Consider the following 14,096-nt stretch of genomic DNA (forward strand, 5'->3'; position numbering starts at 1 on the left):
ACGGAACTATATGTGAATGATACCCTTATTTTGAATTTGAAAACGCGTGCTTATTTTTGGCGAAGTAATCCCAGCCAGACCAAAGTGTAAAGAATAAAGCCACATATAAGGCAAAATCCGCAAATGGGAAGGAAATCCACTCAAATGGGAGATTATGAAGCAGAAGTGCCGAAATAGCAATGATTTGCGTCCATGTTTTAATCTTGCCCAATTGATTTGCCGCAACAACTTCCCCGCCGCCTGCCAAAATTAAACGGAGTCCAGTCACCGCAAATTCCCGGCTGATAATTAAGATAACAATCCATGCAGGAGCAGCATCCAAATCTACAAGAACAATCAAGGCTGCAGAAACGAGCAGCTTGTCCGCTAACGGATCGAGGAATTTCCCCAGGTTAGTGACAAGATTATGCTTTCTTGCATAGTAGCCGTCCACCCAGTCTGTCGTTGATGCGATGATAAAAATCAAGGCGCCGACGAAATGGGCGATAGGTAGCTCTACTCCATTGATAACCCATACACCCCAATCAAGCATCATTATGATGATAAACACCGGAATCATGCAAATTCTTGAAACGGTAATTTTATTTGGTAAATTCACTAGATGTTCCTCGCTTTACTTTTTATTTTCATGGCATTAAGACTGCCTATATGTATAAGGAAAGATGAGAAGGCCATCACCATTGATGACCTCCCGCGATTATTCCTTCGTGTACTTAATGGTAATATTTTGAACAATAGAATCTGATGCATACTCGATTTTCTCACCATTAACAAATACTTCCGCATCTGTGGAACGACCAATATTCATAGTGATTTGTGTGTCTTCGGTTTGATCAAATTCCTGAGGATTATCTGCTGTAATCATATTATTGAACAAAGATTTTCCATTGGAATCTTTCACAGTTACCCATGTCTGGCCCGTTGATTTGATGGCCACCTTAAACTCATCTGCTTTCGATAATTCATATGTGGATGAATTGCCGCTTGAAGAAGCCAGCTTCAGCTCACCCGCAGACGGTTCTTCCTCTTTCGGTTTTTCCTCAGTGTCTGCTTTATCTTCTTCCTGAGCCGATTCATCTTCTTTAGTCTCTTCAGAGGCATCCTCTTCGGTATCAGAGGCATTATTCTCCCCTTCTTCTACCTGAACCTGCTGGTTGCTTTCATTCGTTGTTCCGGCATCATCATTGTTACTGATCGCTTTTGCCACAAAATAATAAATGACTGCGGCCATAGCGACAAGGACGACAGCAATCAGAATCTTAGGCAGCAGGTCAGCCCATTTGGAGCCTTGAACAGCAATAGATTTCCGTGATTGCACGCGAGAAAGATTTTTCGGGACCTCTTCCTGCTGAACAGGGGCGGGAATATCGGTTTGATGTTCAGCGAATAATTGCTCTGCATCCAGACCAACAGCTTCCGCATATTGCTTAATGAAGGCACGGACATAAAACTTGCCCGGCATCATATCGTAGTTTCCCTCTTCAATTCCGATTAAATAGCGTTTTTGTATTTTGGTGATTTGCTGCAAATCATCCAAAGATAGCCCTTTAGCTTCACGGGCTTCTTTTAATATTCTTCCTAGTTCAGTCATTTAAACACCTTCTACTCACTAAAATCAATTAAAATTCAAACGAACCAAATTCTGATTCGCCAAAAAACTGGTTATCTACCGTCTCATAGGTAATTACCTCATTAGGCTCGTTTCGGAGTTCGATAATATAATCAAAATCATTCATCGTATACTCAGAATTTTGCACAAAGATATCCGGGTGTTCAATAACTTTTATTGCATCAAGCCTCATGAGCTCACGTACCAGCTGCCAATGTTTTTCATTGGCCCTTCTGGTCGATACGATTCCATCAAGGATAAATAAATTATTCTCATTGTATTCATCCTCGATCAATTGATTGCGGACAGTCTGTTTTAAAAGGGTCGATGAAACAAATAGCCAACGCTTGTTCGCACACACACTCGCAGCTACAATCGATTCGGTCTTCCCGACACGCGGCATTCCCCTTATGCCAATTAATTTATGGCCTTCCTGCTTAAAGAGCTCTGCCATGAAATCGACAAGCAGCCCTAAATCTTCCCTTTCAAAACGAAAGGTCTTGCGATCATCCGCATCACGTTGTATGTAACGGCCATGCCTGACAGCTAATCGGTCTCTCAGTTTCGGTTCTCTTAGTTTGGTTACTTTTATCGTATCCATTGTATATAAAATTGATTCGAGCCGCTCAATTTGGCGATGATCTTTCGCTAGAAGGAGCATGCCCCTCCGTCCTTCATCAACACCGTTGATGGTCACGATATTAATGGAAAGCATCCCTAACAATGACGAAATATCCCCTAGCAGTCCGGGACGGTTAATTTGAATTTCATACTCAAAATACCATTCCTTTTTCTCCATTGCGTCCCCTCCATAGGAAAAACCATTTGACAAATTCCTTCAATATTTTCCTTAAGTCTTATCATATCTGATTTCCAGTGGACTGAAAAGTAAAAATATCAATCGGCCGACCTATGCCGTGCTCCATCCGCCGTTAACAGAGAGGATCTGCCCTGTCATATATGCTGCATCCTCTGATAGTAAAAAGGAAATGACGCCTGCTATCTCATCAGGACGCCCAAGCCTTCCCATTGGAATCTCTTCGGCTAAATCATGTAAATCATCCTCATTAAATGACCTAAGCATTGGTGTGGAAATGGCACCTGGTGACACAGCGTTCACGCGTATCCCTGATGGCGCCAGCTCTTTTGCCAGTGCCTTTACAAACGTATTTTGCCCGCCCTTAACCATGGAGTAGAGCACCTCACACGATGCCCCGATTTCACCCCAGATCGATGTGACGGCAATAATATTTCCAGCCCGCTTATTAATCAGCTTGCCAACCAAGCCTTTAGCTAACAAGAATGGGGCCGTTACATGAAGAGTAATCATTCGCCTTGCCTCTTCATCTGACATATCGGTTAAAAGACCAAAAAAGCTATCACCGCTGTTTAGGATAATCGCATCCAGCTCCGAGACCCGCTCAAGGATGGCTAAATGGCCATCTTGTGCACTTAAGTCCGCCTGAATCAGTTTTATCTCGATAGGAAATACTTCAAGTTCCTTTGCAAGCTCCTTAATACCCGCTTCATTTCGATGATAGTGCAAATAAAGATTCCAGCCCTCTGATGCTAGCCGCCGAGAAATTTCACGACCAATCCCTCCGCTCGCACCAGTAATGAGCGCAAATTTTTCTGACATTTCAACAAACTCCTTAAATGGTGAACACTACAATCCTTTTCATTATAAAGCTTGGCGGACAAAAGGAAAACCATCAATCTTATTTGGCCATTTATTTCTAGATTCATTTCATAAAAAAACTGTCCCCAAGCTGATAGACAATCAAGCTTATAGGACAGTTCTTCGTTCTTATGAAGGTAAAACCTGAAACACAGAGAGGCGCTCTTCTTCAATCAAACCGTTTACAGCATCTCTTACTTCTGCTAATGTCATTTCCTCTAGAACAGCAACAACATCAAACAGTTCCATTTGATTGAACGCATAGCGTGTAAATTGGTTGGCGATTGATTCGAGCGAGTTCAATGACCGAAGAAAGGCACCGATTCGTTTTTTCCTTACAGCATCCAGCTTTTCTTCTGTTAAGAATCCGCCTTCTTTCACCTCAAAGAGGATGGACTTAACTTTTTGGGCTAGTTGGTCCGGCTCCCTTGTATCACCGCCAATCATACCAAAACCAAATCCATATTCCTGTGTATAATCATAAAAGAAGGAATTATCGATCATTCCGGAATCAAAAAGATTCTCATAATACTCCGAGCTCTTGCCAAAGGTGCACTCCAAGAACAGACCGATTGCAAGCTCGCGCTTAAGCATCTCCATTCCTTCGAGTTCAGTGTCAGCCGCTTTTATGCCAACCACACATTTCGGGGTTTGGACATGCATTTGGATGGAGCGATTCTTTATGGCTGCTGATGATGGCTCTGCCTCAAATTTGCGGCTTATCTCCTCACGTTTCTCAAACTTCTTCTTCGCCTGATTATCCCGAACGAGCTTCATGATTTTTTCCGGGTCTTCCGGTCCAGTAATGAAAAGAAGCATATTGCTCGGATGGTAGAAAGTATTATAGCATTTATACAGGAGTTCTTTTGTAATGCCTGAAATGGATTCCACCGTTCCCGCTATATCGATTTTAACAGGATGGTGATGGTATAAATTTTCGATGATGCCAAAATACAATCTCCAATCAGCGTTATCATCATACATCATGATCTCCTGCCCGATGATTCCTTTCTCCTTTTCAACACTTTGGTCAGAAAAATAGGGCTCCTGCACAAAATCAATCAATGTCTCCAGATTCTTTTCTACATCAGAGGTGCTTGAAAATAAATAGGCTGTTCGCGTAAATGATGTAAACGCATTGGCAGCGGCTCCTTGACGGCTGAATTGCTGAAAAACATCTCCAGCCTCTTTCTCAAACAGCTTATGTTCAAGAAAATGAGCTATGCCGTCTGGCACTTGTGAAAACTCTTGCTCCCCTGGCTCCTTGAAGTGATTATCAATCGAGCCGTACTTCGTCGTGAAAGTAGCATACGTCTTATTAAAACCAGGCTTTGGCAAAATATAGACCGACAAGCCATTTTCCATCTGTTCAACATACAGCTCTTCCTGAAGCTGTTCAAATGTCTGCTTTTCCATTATTCAGCCACCTCCGTTCCATGAAGGAAGTAAATTGTATCAAGGGCAATCTTTTCCCCGCAAGCGATGATTTCCTCTCTAGTCACTTGGTCAATCCGAGCCAGCCATTCATCAAGGCTAATATCCATTGTTGCCACAACATTATGATATAGGACCTCTGTCAGCCCGCGTGATGTATCAATGGTTTCGAGCAACTGATTCTTTATGATGGCTTTCGTTTGAATAATCTCCTGTTCAGAGAAATCACCGCTTTTCATTGCTTCCATCTGTTCTTTGATAATGGTAACAGCCTGCTCATAATTCCTATTATCAATCCCTGACATAACCATCAGGAGACCTTTATGGCTTTCAAGCCTGGATGCAGCGTAATAAGCGAGACTCGCTTTCTCGCGGACATTGATAAACAGCTTAGAGTGAGAGAATGCCCCGAAGATGCCATTAAACATTTGCAAGGCGAAATAATCCGGATCACGATACGTGATATTTGTACGATAGCCTATATTTAATTTTCCCTGCTTAATATCTTGAATTTCTTGAAGCTCCTTCGCTTCCTGTACTTGATGGTTTATGTATGAGACATGCTCAGGTTTTCTTTCACTGAATTGGAAATAGCGATTGGCCATTTCGGCCACTTCCTCCTCAGCGATATCACCGATTACATACAAATCCAATTCATCTTCCATAAATGCGCGCTCATAATAAGCATATAATGATTCTGGCGTGATTTCTTCTATCCGGTCAGCGATCCCGCTTGCATCAAGCCGGTAATTCTCTTCCACGCACATCTCTTGCGTCAAGCGCATGGAGGAATAGCGCATTTTATCGTCATAGATCGATTCAAGCCTTTGTTTAAGCGCTCTCTTTTCCTTTGCAACCGTGCTTGGATCAAACTGGCCTTCTTTGGCATTAGGCTTTGTCAGTACCTCAGATAAAAGCTCAAATGCCTTCTCAAGCAAAGGCTCCCTATTCGTTAAATACTTCTCATTGACCATTTCCATTTGAAAGCTCATAATGTGGTACTCGCCTTTTTTGCCTACATCCGCAAAAAGACTTGCTCCATATAAGCCATCAAGATGGTTGCGGAAGGACGTAGAAGTAGAGTATTTTTCTGTATTGCTTTGCAGCACGCTCGGCAAAAGCGCCCTAAGGGTGACGGTTTCTTCTTTTAGCGGCGCCTTCATTTTCCAGACTAATGTATTGGTCTTATATTTGCTCGTAGGCACAATGTGAACGGTTACACCCTGATGCTTAATAATCCTTTCTTTTACAACGGCCATACAATGACCTCCCTAATGGAATTTATCTTCCCTGAAATTATTTCTATTGTTCGTCTTGGTGAATATTTTTAAACCTTTAGATTGAATATACATGGTTTAGCAAAAATAAAGCAAGAGACAGCAATCTGACTGCTTACTAATTCCTATGTTAGCAAAGAGCTGATTACAATCACCGATTGGCTGTTTCCATAAAAAAAGCAGGCAAAGGAGACGGATGACATCTCTCTTTGCCTGCTTTTTAAAATACAATTTATCTTTTCCCTTTGATATATGGCTGACCTGACGCTTTTGGCGCATCTGCACGGCCGATAAATCCCGTAAGGGCAAGAATGGTTAACACATATGGAAGGATAAGCAAGTATACGTTCGGAATCTCGCTGAAGAACGGAAGCATGGAGCTTACGATACTTAAACATTGCGCAAATCCGAAGAATAATGCTGCACCCATCGCACCGATTGGATGCCATTTACCAAAGATCATTGCCGCAAGCGCCATGAAACCTTGGCCTGCGATTGTTGCATGGTTGAAGTCAAGGGCAATCGTTGACGCATAAACCGCTCCGCCCAAGCCGCCTAAAATACCGCTTAGGAAAACCCCGATATATCTCATCCGATTAACATTGACACCCATTGTATCTGCCGCCATCGGATGCTCCCCGACAGAGCGAAGACGAAGTCCGAAAGGCGTTTTATAAATGACGTACCAAACTAAAACCGAGATTAAAATTGCAAGAATGGAGGTATAGTATACATCCGAGAAAAGAATATCCCCAAGAACTGGAATATCGCTTAGCACTGGAATATCTTCTTTATAAAAAGGCTGTGCAATTTTATCCGTTTGTCCTGCACCGTAAATTAATTTCACGAGGAATAAGCAAGCTCCAAGTGCCAGCATATTAATGGCTACACCACTGACAGTTTGGTCGGCACGGAATGTGATGGATGCAACGGCATGGAGCAAGGAGAAAATACCTGCTACGACCATCGCAACAACCAAGGAAACCCACGGTGTCCATTCTCCTAAAGAATCAGAGAATGATAAGTTAAATACAATACTTGTAAATGCACCGACAATCATCATACCTTCCAAACCGATGTTAACTACCCCAGATCGTTCAGAAAACACGCCGCCGAGAGCGGTAAGAATAAGCGGAGCCGCATAGACAAGTGTAGACGGAACAAGTATCGCTAAAATCTCTACAAAACTCACTTATTCCACCCCCTTTTTCTTGCTAATCTTACTGATAAATACACGAATGATGTAGCTAGAAGCTACGAAGAAAATAATCAACGCGATGACGACATCGATAATTTCTGTTGGAATGCCTGTCTCAAGCGGCATATTCAAGGAGCCGTACTTCAATCCTCCAAATAATAAGGCGGCAAGCACAACACCAATAGCTGTGTTAGCACCTAGCAGAGCAACGGCGATTCCATCAAAACCTACGCCTGTATGAGCTCCCTTAACACCAATGTAGCCGAATGTTCCAAGCCCCTCCATAGCACCGGCAAGACCGGCAAAAGCACCGGAGATCAGCATGGCATAAATGATGTTTTTATTTACACTGATTCCTGCGTATTCTGAAGCGTGCTGATTGAAACCAACTGCCTTCAACTCATAGCCTTTTGTTGTCTTCTCTAATAGGAACCACATAATGATTGCCCCAGCAATCGCGATGGCAAATCCCCAGTGCAAGCGCGAGTTATCAGTCAACGCTGCGAAAAAGTCTGAGCGCAATGTAGCAGATGCGGCGATGGTTTCTGTCTTATCAGATCGGTCAGTCAATACATTCGAAATAATGTAGTTGACGACATGTAATGAGATATAGTTCATCATGATGGTTGTGATAACCTCATGAACACGGAATTTTGCTTTCAGCAATCCTGGGATGAAAGCCCATAGCGCACCGGCAACCGCCGCTGCCAATACAGCTAGCGGAAGATGGATAAGCCTTGGAAGATCAGTGAATAATGTTCCGATCCATACGGAGGCCAGCCACCCCATCAAGAATTGCCCCTCAACACCGATATTGAATAAACCTGTTCTAAAAGCAAACGCTACGGCTAAACCGGCTAGAATATAAGGTGTTACTTGGCGAATAGTTTCTCCTATGAAATATGTGTCACTGAATATGCCTTCCCATAATGCGATATATCCATCAACTGGGCTATAACCGCTTGCTAACATAACAATAGCACCTGCAATAAGGCCCAAAATTACCGCGATTACAGGGATTAGTATATTTGATAGCCGTTTATACATTTGTATCCTGCCCCGCTTCCTTCACTTTACTTCCTGCCATTAGAAGACCTAATTCTTGTTCTGTTGTCTTCTTAGGGTCTACAACCGCAACGATAGCTCCCTCATAAATGACGGCGATGCGATCACTGACATTCAAGATTTCATCCAATTCGAATGAAATCAATAAGACTCCTCGTCCTTGATCCCGCTGTTCAATTAAGCGCTTATGGATGAATTCAATTGCCCCGACATCAAGTCCGCGTGTCGGCTGCGCCGCAATTAACAAATCTGGATTTCGATCGATTTCCCTAGCAATGATGGCTTTTTGCTGGTTCCCTCCTGATAAGGCACGCGCAGGTGTATACTCACTTGGAGTACGGACATCAAACTCTTCAATAAGCTTTCTAGCTTTATCAAATATATTTTTGAACTTTAAAATACCGTTTTTTGAAAAAGGCTCTTTATAATAGGTTTGGAGCACCATATTTTCGCCAATGGAATAGTCAAGAACAAGTCCGTGCTTATGACGGTCCTGAGGGATATGACCAAGACCGCTTTCAGTAATCTTTCTCGGCTTTTTATTGATCAATTCGTTGCCATTCAACTGGATGCTGCCAGATTCGCTTTTGCGAAGACCAGTAATGGCTTCAATCAATTCAGTCTGACCATTTCCGTCAACTCCGGCAATACCGACAATTTCTCCTGCCCTGACAGACAGGTTTAATCCTCTAATCGCCTCGACTCCGCGTGAATCTTTCACAACTAGATCACTGATTTTCAGCACATCACCAGCTGGTTTTGCATCTTTCTTCACTGTCGTGAATACAACCTCTCGGCCAACCATGAGACTTGCTAATTCATTCGGGTTTGTTTCACTGACATTGACGGTTCCAATCCCTTTTCCTTTACGAATAACCGTACAACGGTCACATACTTCCATAATCTCTTTTAGCTTGTGAGTGATAAGAATAATGGATTTTCCCTCTGAAATTAAATTCTTCATGATTTGAATCAATTCTTTGATTTCTTGAGGAGTTAATACAGCTGTAGGCTCATCGAAAATCAGGATTTCTGCGCCGCGGTATAGTGTTTTTAATATTTCTACCCTTTGCTGCATTCCAACCGATATTTCAGAGATTTTAGCATCTGGATCAATTTTCAATCCGTAACGCTCGGAAAGCTCTCGGACTTCTCTAGAAGCCTCTTTCAAGTCAATCTTTCCACCCTTGGTAGGCTCCTTGCCCAGGATAATGTTTTCAGTAACCGTGAAGGTATCTACCAGCATAAAGTGCTGATGGACCATCCCAATCCCCAAATCATTAGCGATATTCGGGCTAGTGATTTTCACCTCTTCACCGTTTACTTTAATTTGACCCTTTTCGGGTTGGTACAAGCCGAACAAAACATTCATTAATGTCGATTTTCCGGCACCATTTTCTCCTAGCAACGCATGAATTTCCCCTTGTTTCACTTGCAGGGTTATATTGTCATTCGCCACTATGCCTGGGAACTCTTTACGGATGTTTAACATCTCAATAACGTAGTCCACGGATATTCACTCCTTTTATATTCCATGAAGATTCATAAGTAAGATGGCAAAAGAAAAGCAACCCATCCCTTCCTTGCGCTACCTTTCCTTTGCCATTTTTCCTTAGAGGTCTGATGTCAGACAGTCATATGCAAGGCTATTGAAGAGGGATAAGGATGAATATGCCCTTATCCCTTCAACATTTGCCATATTATTTTAAGAATTCATCAAGTTCTTTATCTGTTGCCGGAACTTTGATTTCACCATTCTTGATTTTTTCTTTATATTCGTCAACAGATTTGATCATATCTTCCGATAAATTGTCTGTTGTAGGAGCGATATCTACCCCATCAGCATCAAGACCAAATTCAACGACTTCACCGCCAGGGAAGTTACCTTCTTTTGCATCTTTAGCTACTTGCTGAACTGCAAGGTCAACACGTTTAACCATTGAAGTCAATGTAACGTTCATGTCAGTTCCATCGATAACGCCTTCAGGTGCTTGGTCTTTATCCACACCGATTACCCATACTTCTTTGTCTGGATCATTTTTCTTGATGTTTTTCGCTTCTGTAAAGACACCATTACCAGTTGCGCCAGCAGCGTGGTAAATGACGTCGATGCCTGATTTGTACATAGCTTCTGCAGTTGCTTTACCAAGGGAAGCATCACTGAAGCTTCCAGTGTATTTCACTTGTACGTCTGCTTCAGGTTTTACAGATTTAACACCTGCTCTGAAACCAATTTCGAATTTCTTAATAAGTTCACTTTCCACTCCGCCAACAAATCCAATTTTATTAGATTTTGTTTGCATACCAGCAATCACACCAACAAGGAAAGAACCTTCATGCTCTTTGAAAGTAATGCTCGCCACGTTATCAGCATCAACTACTGAATCTACGATTCCAAATTGACTGTCTGGATTTTGTTCTGCAGCTTCTTTAACCGCACTTTCCAGCAAGAAACCAATACCGTAGATCAAATCATAATTTTGACGAACCAATTGGTTTAGGTTTGTCGTATAGTCAGCATCTGATTCAGATTGCAGGTAGTTGTATCCGTCCTTACCTTTTTCCAATCCATTCTCTTTACCGAAAGCTTGCAAACCTTCCCACGCTGATTGGTTAAACGATTTGTCATCAACGCCACCAGTATCCGTGACCATTGCGACGGTGAAATTATCTTTCTCTGAATCACCTTCATTACTGCTATCGTCATTGTTTCCACAAGCGCCAAGGATAGTTCCTGCAGCCAATACGAGAGACAGCGCCAATCCAAATTTGCGTTTCTTCAAGTTCTTAACCCCCTACTATTTTTTTGGGTAGTAGTTTTTTAGTATAAGCCTCTTCATATTCTCTTACGCAGAATATGGAAATGAAACTTATCAGATCTAAAAAAGTTGGCAGAGTGGAGATATGGTTTGTCCTGACTGTCGAAATGAGTTTGTTTCAATAACAAGAGTGCGGTTTCCGGACTGCAATTCAATAGAGGTGATACCTTATCGTCGTAGCCGATAGGTTCAATATCAGCCACCGCATATGTAATTTGTACATTTGCCTTCTCTTCCAGCAAGGCCAGCAAGGATTCTTTTTGAAAGAATACCTCATTAGATAGCACACTCACAGGGATTTTATCTTGGCAAAAAACAACTGGATCCCCATTTGCTGTCCTGACCCGTTCTATTACTAGAAACTCCTCGTCTTCCCTACAGTTGAACCTTTTCATATCTTCTTCCGTTGCACCCTCAGTGGATGAAGAAAGAAATATGGTTCCTGGGGTCATATTCGCTTCACGAATCATGTCAGTAACACTATTAAGCTGTTCGATCCCTGAGGTAAATAATGGTGTTGCATTCACGAAAGTGCCCACACCGTGCCTGCGTATGATCACCTTATCTTCTTCAAGGACTCGAAGGGCTTCTCTCAAAGTGGCTCGGCTAACACCAAGTTTTTTGGCCCAAGCAAACTCTGAAGGCAGCTTTTCATGTTCCATATAGACACCCGATGCAATATCTTGTCTAATCTTGTCGATTACCTGCAGATACAGCTGCCGGTTGTCCTGTTTAATAGACATGTTATTTCCCCCAGTTATATATTTCCTGCTCATTTAAAAGGTACAAATCTACTATCCAATCATAATTTATCATGGATTTTGTGAGAAATAAATAGGTTTGCCTAAAATATAAATAAGACACACTTGTCGAATCATCTATTTCCAAGCTAAATAATTCTACAAACCGCGTAATATCAATGTTTTTTCAACAAAGAGACTTTCGGCAAATAGAAAAGATTATATTTTTTAAATTTTCTATCTATTACATTTAGTGTAACCTATTGAAAGTGTTTTCATGAAATATTGGTTATCCTATTCACTCCAATAGATTAAAGAATCCCCATGCATCTCCAAGTGGCCATCTCCTGAACTCCCGAATAAGCATAATAATGCGCTTCATGAAATACTAGTTTGGTTGATTAATTATATATCAAAATAACTATTTACTATTTTTGTTTTATCCATTTGCCTTCATTCCGCATACATCCATTGAAAAAAGAACGATTCATACTATTACTGCGATTAGACACCTAAATGAATGATAGTCCATTCTTTTCTCATGGACCCACTTAGGTATTTTCAACATAAAAAGCAGACAAACCCTTAAAAAGCAAGGTTTGTCTGCCATCCATCCCCGGTTTATCTTTGCCAAACGGTACCTTATTTCATGAATGCATCTAGTTCTTCTTGAGTAGAAGGAACTTTAATTTCACCATTCTTAATTTTTTCTTTGTACTCATTCACTGCATTAATCATATCGTCTGTTAAATTGTCGGTTGTAGGTGCAATGTCAACACCGTCTTCTTTAAGGCCGAACTCAACCGTTTTTCCGCCCGGGAATTTGCCATCCTTCGCATCAGCTGACACTTGTTGAACAGCCATATCCACCCGTTTAACCATAGAGGTTAATGTGACGTTCATATCTGTTCCAGAGATTTCACCTTCATTAGCTTGGTCTTTATCAACACCAATTACCCAAACATCTTTTTTAGGGTTATTTTTCTTAATATTTTTCGCCTCAGTAAATATTCCGTTACCACTATTTCCTGCCGCATGGTATATAACATCAATGCCTGATTTGTACATAGCCTCTGCTGTAGCTTTACCAAGGGAAGCATCACTGAAGCTTCCAGTGTATTTAACTTGTACGTCGGCATTAGGGTTTACCGTTTTAACGCCAGCAATGAAACCAGTTTCGAATTTTTTAATTAGTTCATTTTCCATACCGCCTACAAATCCAACTTTATTGGATTTAGATTGCATTCCAGCAATTACACCAACCAGGAAAGATCCTTCATTTTCCTTAAACATGATACTCGCAACATTATCCGCCTCAACGACGGCATCAATGATAGCAAATTTTGTTTCAGGGTTTTGATTTGCTACTTCTTTAATCGCTTCTTCCATTGTGAAGCCGACACCATAAACAAGATCAAATTTTTGACGGACGAGTTGGTTTAAGTTTGTCGTGTAATCGGCATCAGATTCAGATTGCAGATAGTTAATCCCATCCTTGCCTTTTTCTAATCCATTTTCTTTACCGAAAGCCTGCAAGCCTTCCCAGGCAGACTGGTTGAATGATTTATCATCAATCCCTCCAGTATCAGGGACCATTGCGACAGTGAAGTTATCCTTATCACTGCCACCTTTGCTGTTGTCATCAGAATTACCGCATGCACCCATTATGGTGCTTGCCGCTAAAACAAGCGATAGGGCGAGCCCAAATTTTCTTTTCTTCAATGCATTAACCTCCAATATAATCTAGTCAGTAGCCTTTTTAATATGAGCTATTTCTTAGCCTTTTATGATTAAGAAATATGTTTGATTATTCACCTAGCACAATGGTGATAAAATCTGTTCTTCTTTCAGCGAAAAGAAGCGGCTGCAGATTGTACAGACAAGAATGGAGGATTGCTTTTGTTTATTGCTATTCATCCCCTATTTGATTCCAAAGGGAATTCATGTATGTATGATTTGCCTATTTTTGAAGCATTCAAAAACTCTTTCTTTCACTTCTAAAAAAACACTAAACTTCACATCACAACATCTGCCACATATTACAAACCTCTCCCGCAACAGATATTTCCTCAACCACATTCATAAACAGTCTACTAACTATCATAATTTATCATGGATGACATAAAAAATAAATATGTTTCAGCAAAAAAATGTTATACTAAAAAATCTTTTAAGACATACAAAAAAACTAAAATAAGCATTTATATAAAATCTTATACAATATTAATTCGATAAATTTTTATAATTGTATAACATTTTCCTACACATATCAGACG

At 41.2% G+C, this 14,096-nt stretch carries 12 protein-coding genes; all 12 read right to left on the reverse strand.

All coding sequences use genetic code 11. The features are described 5' to 3' along the window. Positions 1-25: 25 nt before the first annotated feature. Positions 26-598, reverse strand: coding sequence for a CDP-diacylglycerol--glycerol-3-phosphate 3-phosphatidyltransferase (gene pgsA, locus CYL18_RS07915; RefSeq protein WP_104848947.1), 573 nt, complete (start codon positions 596-598; stop codon positions 26-28). A gap of 99 nt (positions 599-697) precedes the next feature. Next, positions 698-1,591: a helix-turn-helix domain-containing protein gene (locus CYL18_RS07920; RefSeq protein WP_104848948.1), complete on the reverse strand. Its 894-nt coding sequence runs from the start codon at positions 1,589-1,591 to the stop codon at positions 698-700. A 28-nt stretch (positions 1,592-1,619) separates the two neighbouring features. Continuing rightward, positions 1,620-2,408 (reverse strand): DUF3388 domain-containing protein, encoded by a 789-nt coding sequence (locus tag CYL18_RS07925; protein WP_104848949.1) that lies wholly within the window; start codon positions 2,406-2,408, stop codon positions 1,620-1,622. Positions 2,409-2,519: 111 nt separating this feature from the next. Further along, the gene (gene ymfI / locus CYL18_RS07930) at positions 2,520-3,248 is read right to left on the reverse strand and encodes an elongation factor P 5-aminopentanone reductase (RefSeq protein ID WP_104848950.1); all 729 of its coding nucleotides are present in this window, start codon (positions 3,246-3,248) and stop codon (positions 2,520-2,522) included. A 168-nt stretch (positions 3,249-3,416) separates the two neighbouring features. Further along, positions 3,417-4,703, reverse strand: a complete 1,287-nt coding sequence (gene yfmH, locus CYL18_RS07935) for an EF-P 5-aminopentanol modification-associated protein YfmH (RefSeq protein WP_104848951.1) — start codon at positions 4,701-4,703, stop codon at positions 3,417-3,419. Beyond that, positions 4,703-5,980, reverse strand: a complete 1,278-nt coding sequence (yfmF, locus tag CYL18_RS07940) for an EF-P 5-aminopentanol modification-associated protein YfmF (RefSeq protein WP_104848952.1) — start codon at positions 5,978-5,980, stop codon at positions 4,703-4,705. The genes yfmH and yfmF overlap by 1 nt, the downstream gene beginning before the upstream one ends. A 250-nt stretch (positions 5,981-6,230) precedes the next feature. Then, entirely contained in the window at positions 6,231-7,190 is a 960-nt protein-coding gene (locus CYL18_RS07945) for an ABC transporter permease (protein WP_104848953.1), read from the reverse strand. Then, positions 7,191-8,243: an ABC transporter permease gene (locus CYL18_RS07950; RefSeq protein ID WP_104848954.1), complete on the reverse strand. Its 1,053-nt coding sequence runs from the start codon at positions 8,241-8,243 to the stop codon at positions 7,191-7,193. Then, positions 8,236-9,771 carry an ABC transporter ATP-binding protein gene (locus CYL18_RS07955; protein WP_104848955.1) on the reverse strand — a complete coding sequence of 512 codons (1,536 nt, stop codon included), beginning with the start codon at positions 9,769-9,771 and terminating at the stop codon, positions 8,236-8,238. The genes CYL18_RS07950 and CYL18_RS07955 overlap by 8 nt, the downstream gene beginning before the upstream one ends. Before the next feature lie 190 nt (positions 9,772-9,961). Continuing rightward, on the reverse strand, positions 9,962-11,044 hold the full coding sequence (locus CYL18_RS07960) for a BMP family lipoprotein (protein ID WP_104848956.1): 1,083 nt from the start codon (positions 11,042-11,044) through the stop codon (positions 9,962-9,964). Between the two features lie 53 nt (positions 11,045-11,097). Further along, on the reverse strand, positions 11,098-11,823 hold the full coding sequence (locus CYL18_RS07965) for a GntR family transcriptional regulator (RefSeq protein ID WP_104848957.1): 726 nt from the start codon (positions 11,821-11,823) through the stop codon (positions 11,098-11,100). Positions 11,824-12,462: 639 nt separating this feature from the next. Then, positions 12,463-13,542 carry a BMP family lipoprotein gene (locus CYL18_RS07970; RefSeq protein ID WP_104848958.1) on the reverse strand — a complete coding sequence of 360 codons (1,080 nt, stop codon included), beginning with the start codon at positions 13,540-13,542 and terminating at the stop codon, positions 12,463-12,465. Positions 13,543-14,096 lie beyond the last annotated feature (554 nt).

This window comes from Pradoshia eiseniae, assembly GCF_002946355.1.
Classification (GTDB): Bacteria; Bacillota; Bacilli; order Bacillales; family Pradoshiaceae; genus Pradoshia; species Pradoshia eiseniae.

What these genes read in the sequence shown, in the direction of transcription:
- CYL18_RS07965 (WP_104848957.1), bottom strand. Translation starts at nt 11,823, where the DNA reads ATGTCTATTAAACAGGACAACCGGCAGCTGTATCTGCAGGTAATCGAC.
- ymfI (WP_104848950.1), bottom strand. Translation starts at nt 3,248, where the DNA reads ATGTCAGAAAAATTTGCGCTCATTACTGGTGCGAGCGGAGGGATTGGT.
- CYL18_RS07920 (WP_104848948.1), bottom strand. Translation starts at nt 1,591, where the DNA reads ATGACTGAACTAGGAAGAATATTAAAAGAAGCCCGTGAAGCTAAAGGG.
- CYL18_RS07925 (WP_104848949.1), bottom strand. Translation starts at nt 2,408, where the DNA reads ATGGAGAAAAAGGAATGGTATTTTGAGTATGAAATTCAAATTAACCGT.
- yfmF (WP_104848952.1), bottom strand. Translation starts at nt 5,980, where the DNA reads ATGGCCGTTGTAAAAGAAAGGATTATTAAGCATCAGGGTGTAACCGTT.
- yfmH (WP_104848951.1), bottom strand. Translation starts at nt 4,703, where the DNA reads ATGGAAAAGCAGACATTTGAACAGCTTCAGGAAGAGCTGTATGTTGAA.
- CYL18_RS07950 (WP_104848954.1), bottom strand. Translation starts at nt 8,243, where the DNA reads ATGTATAAACGGCTATCAAATATACTAATCCCTGTAATCGCGGTAATT.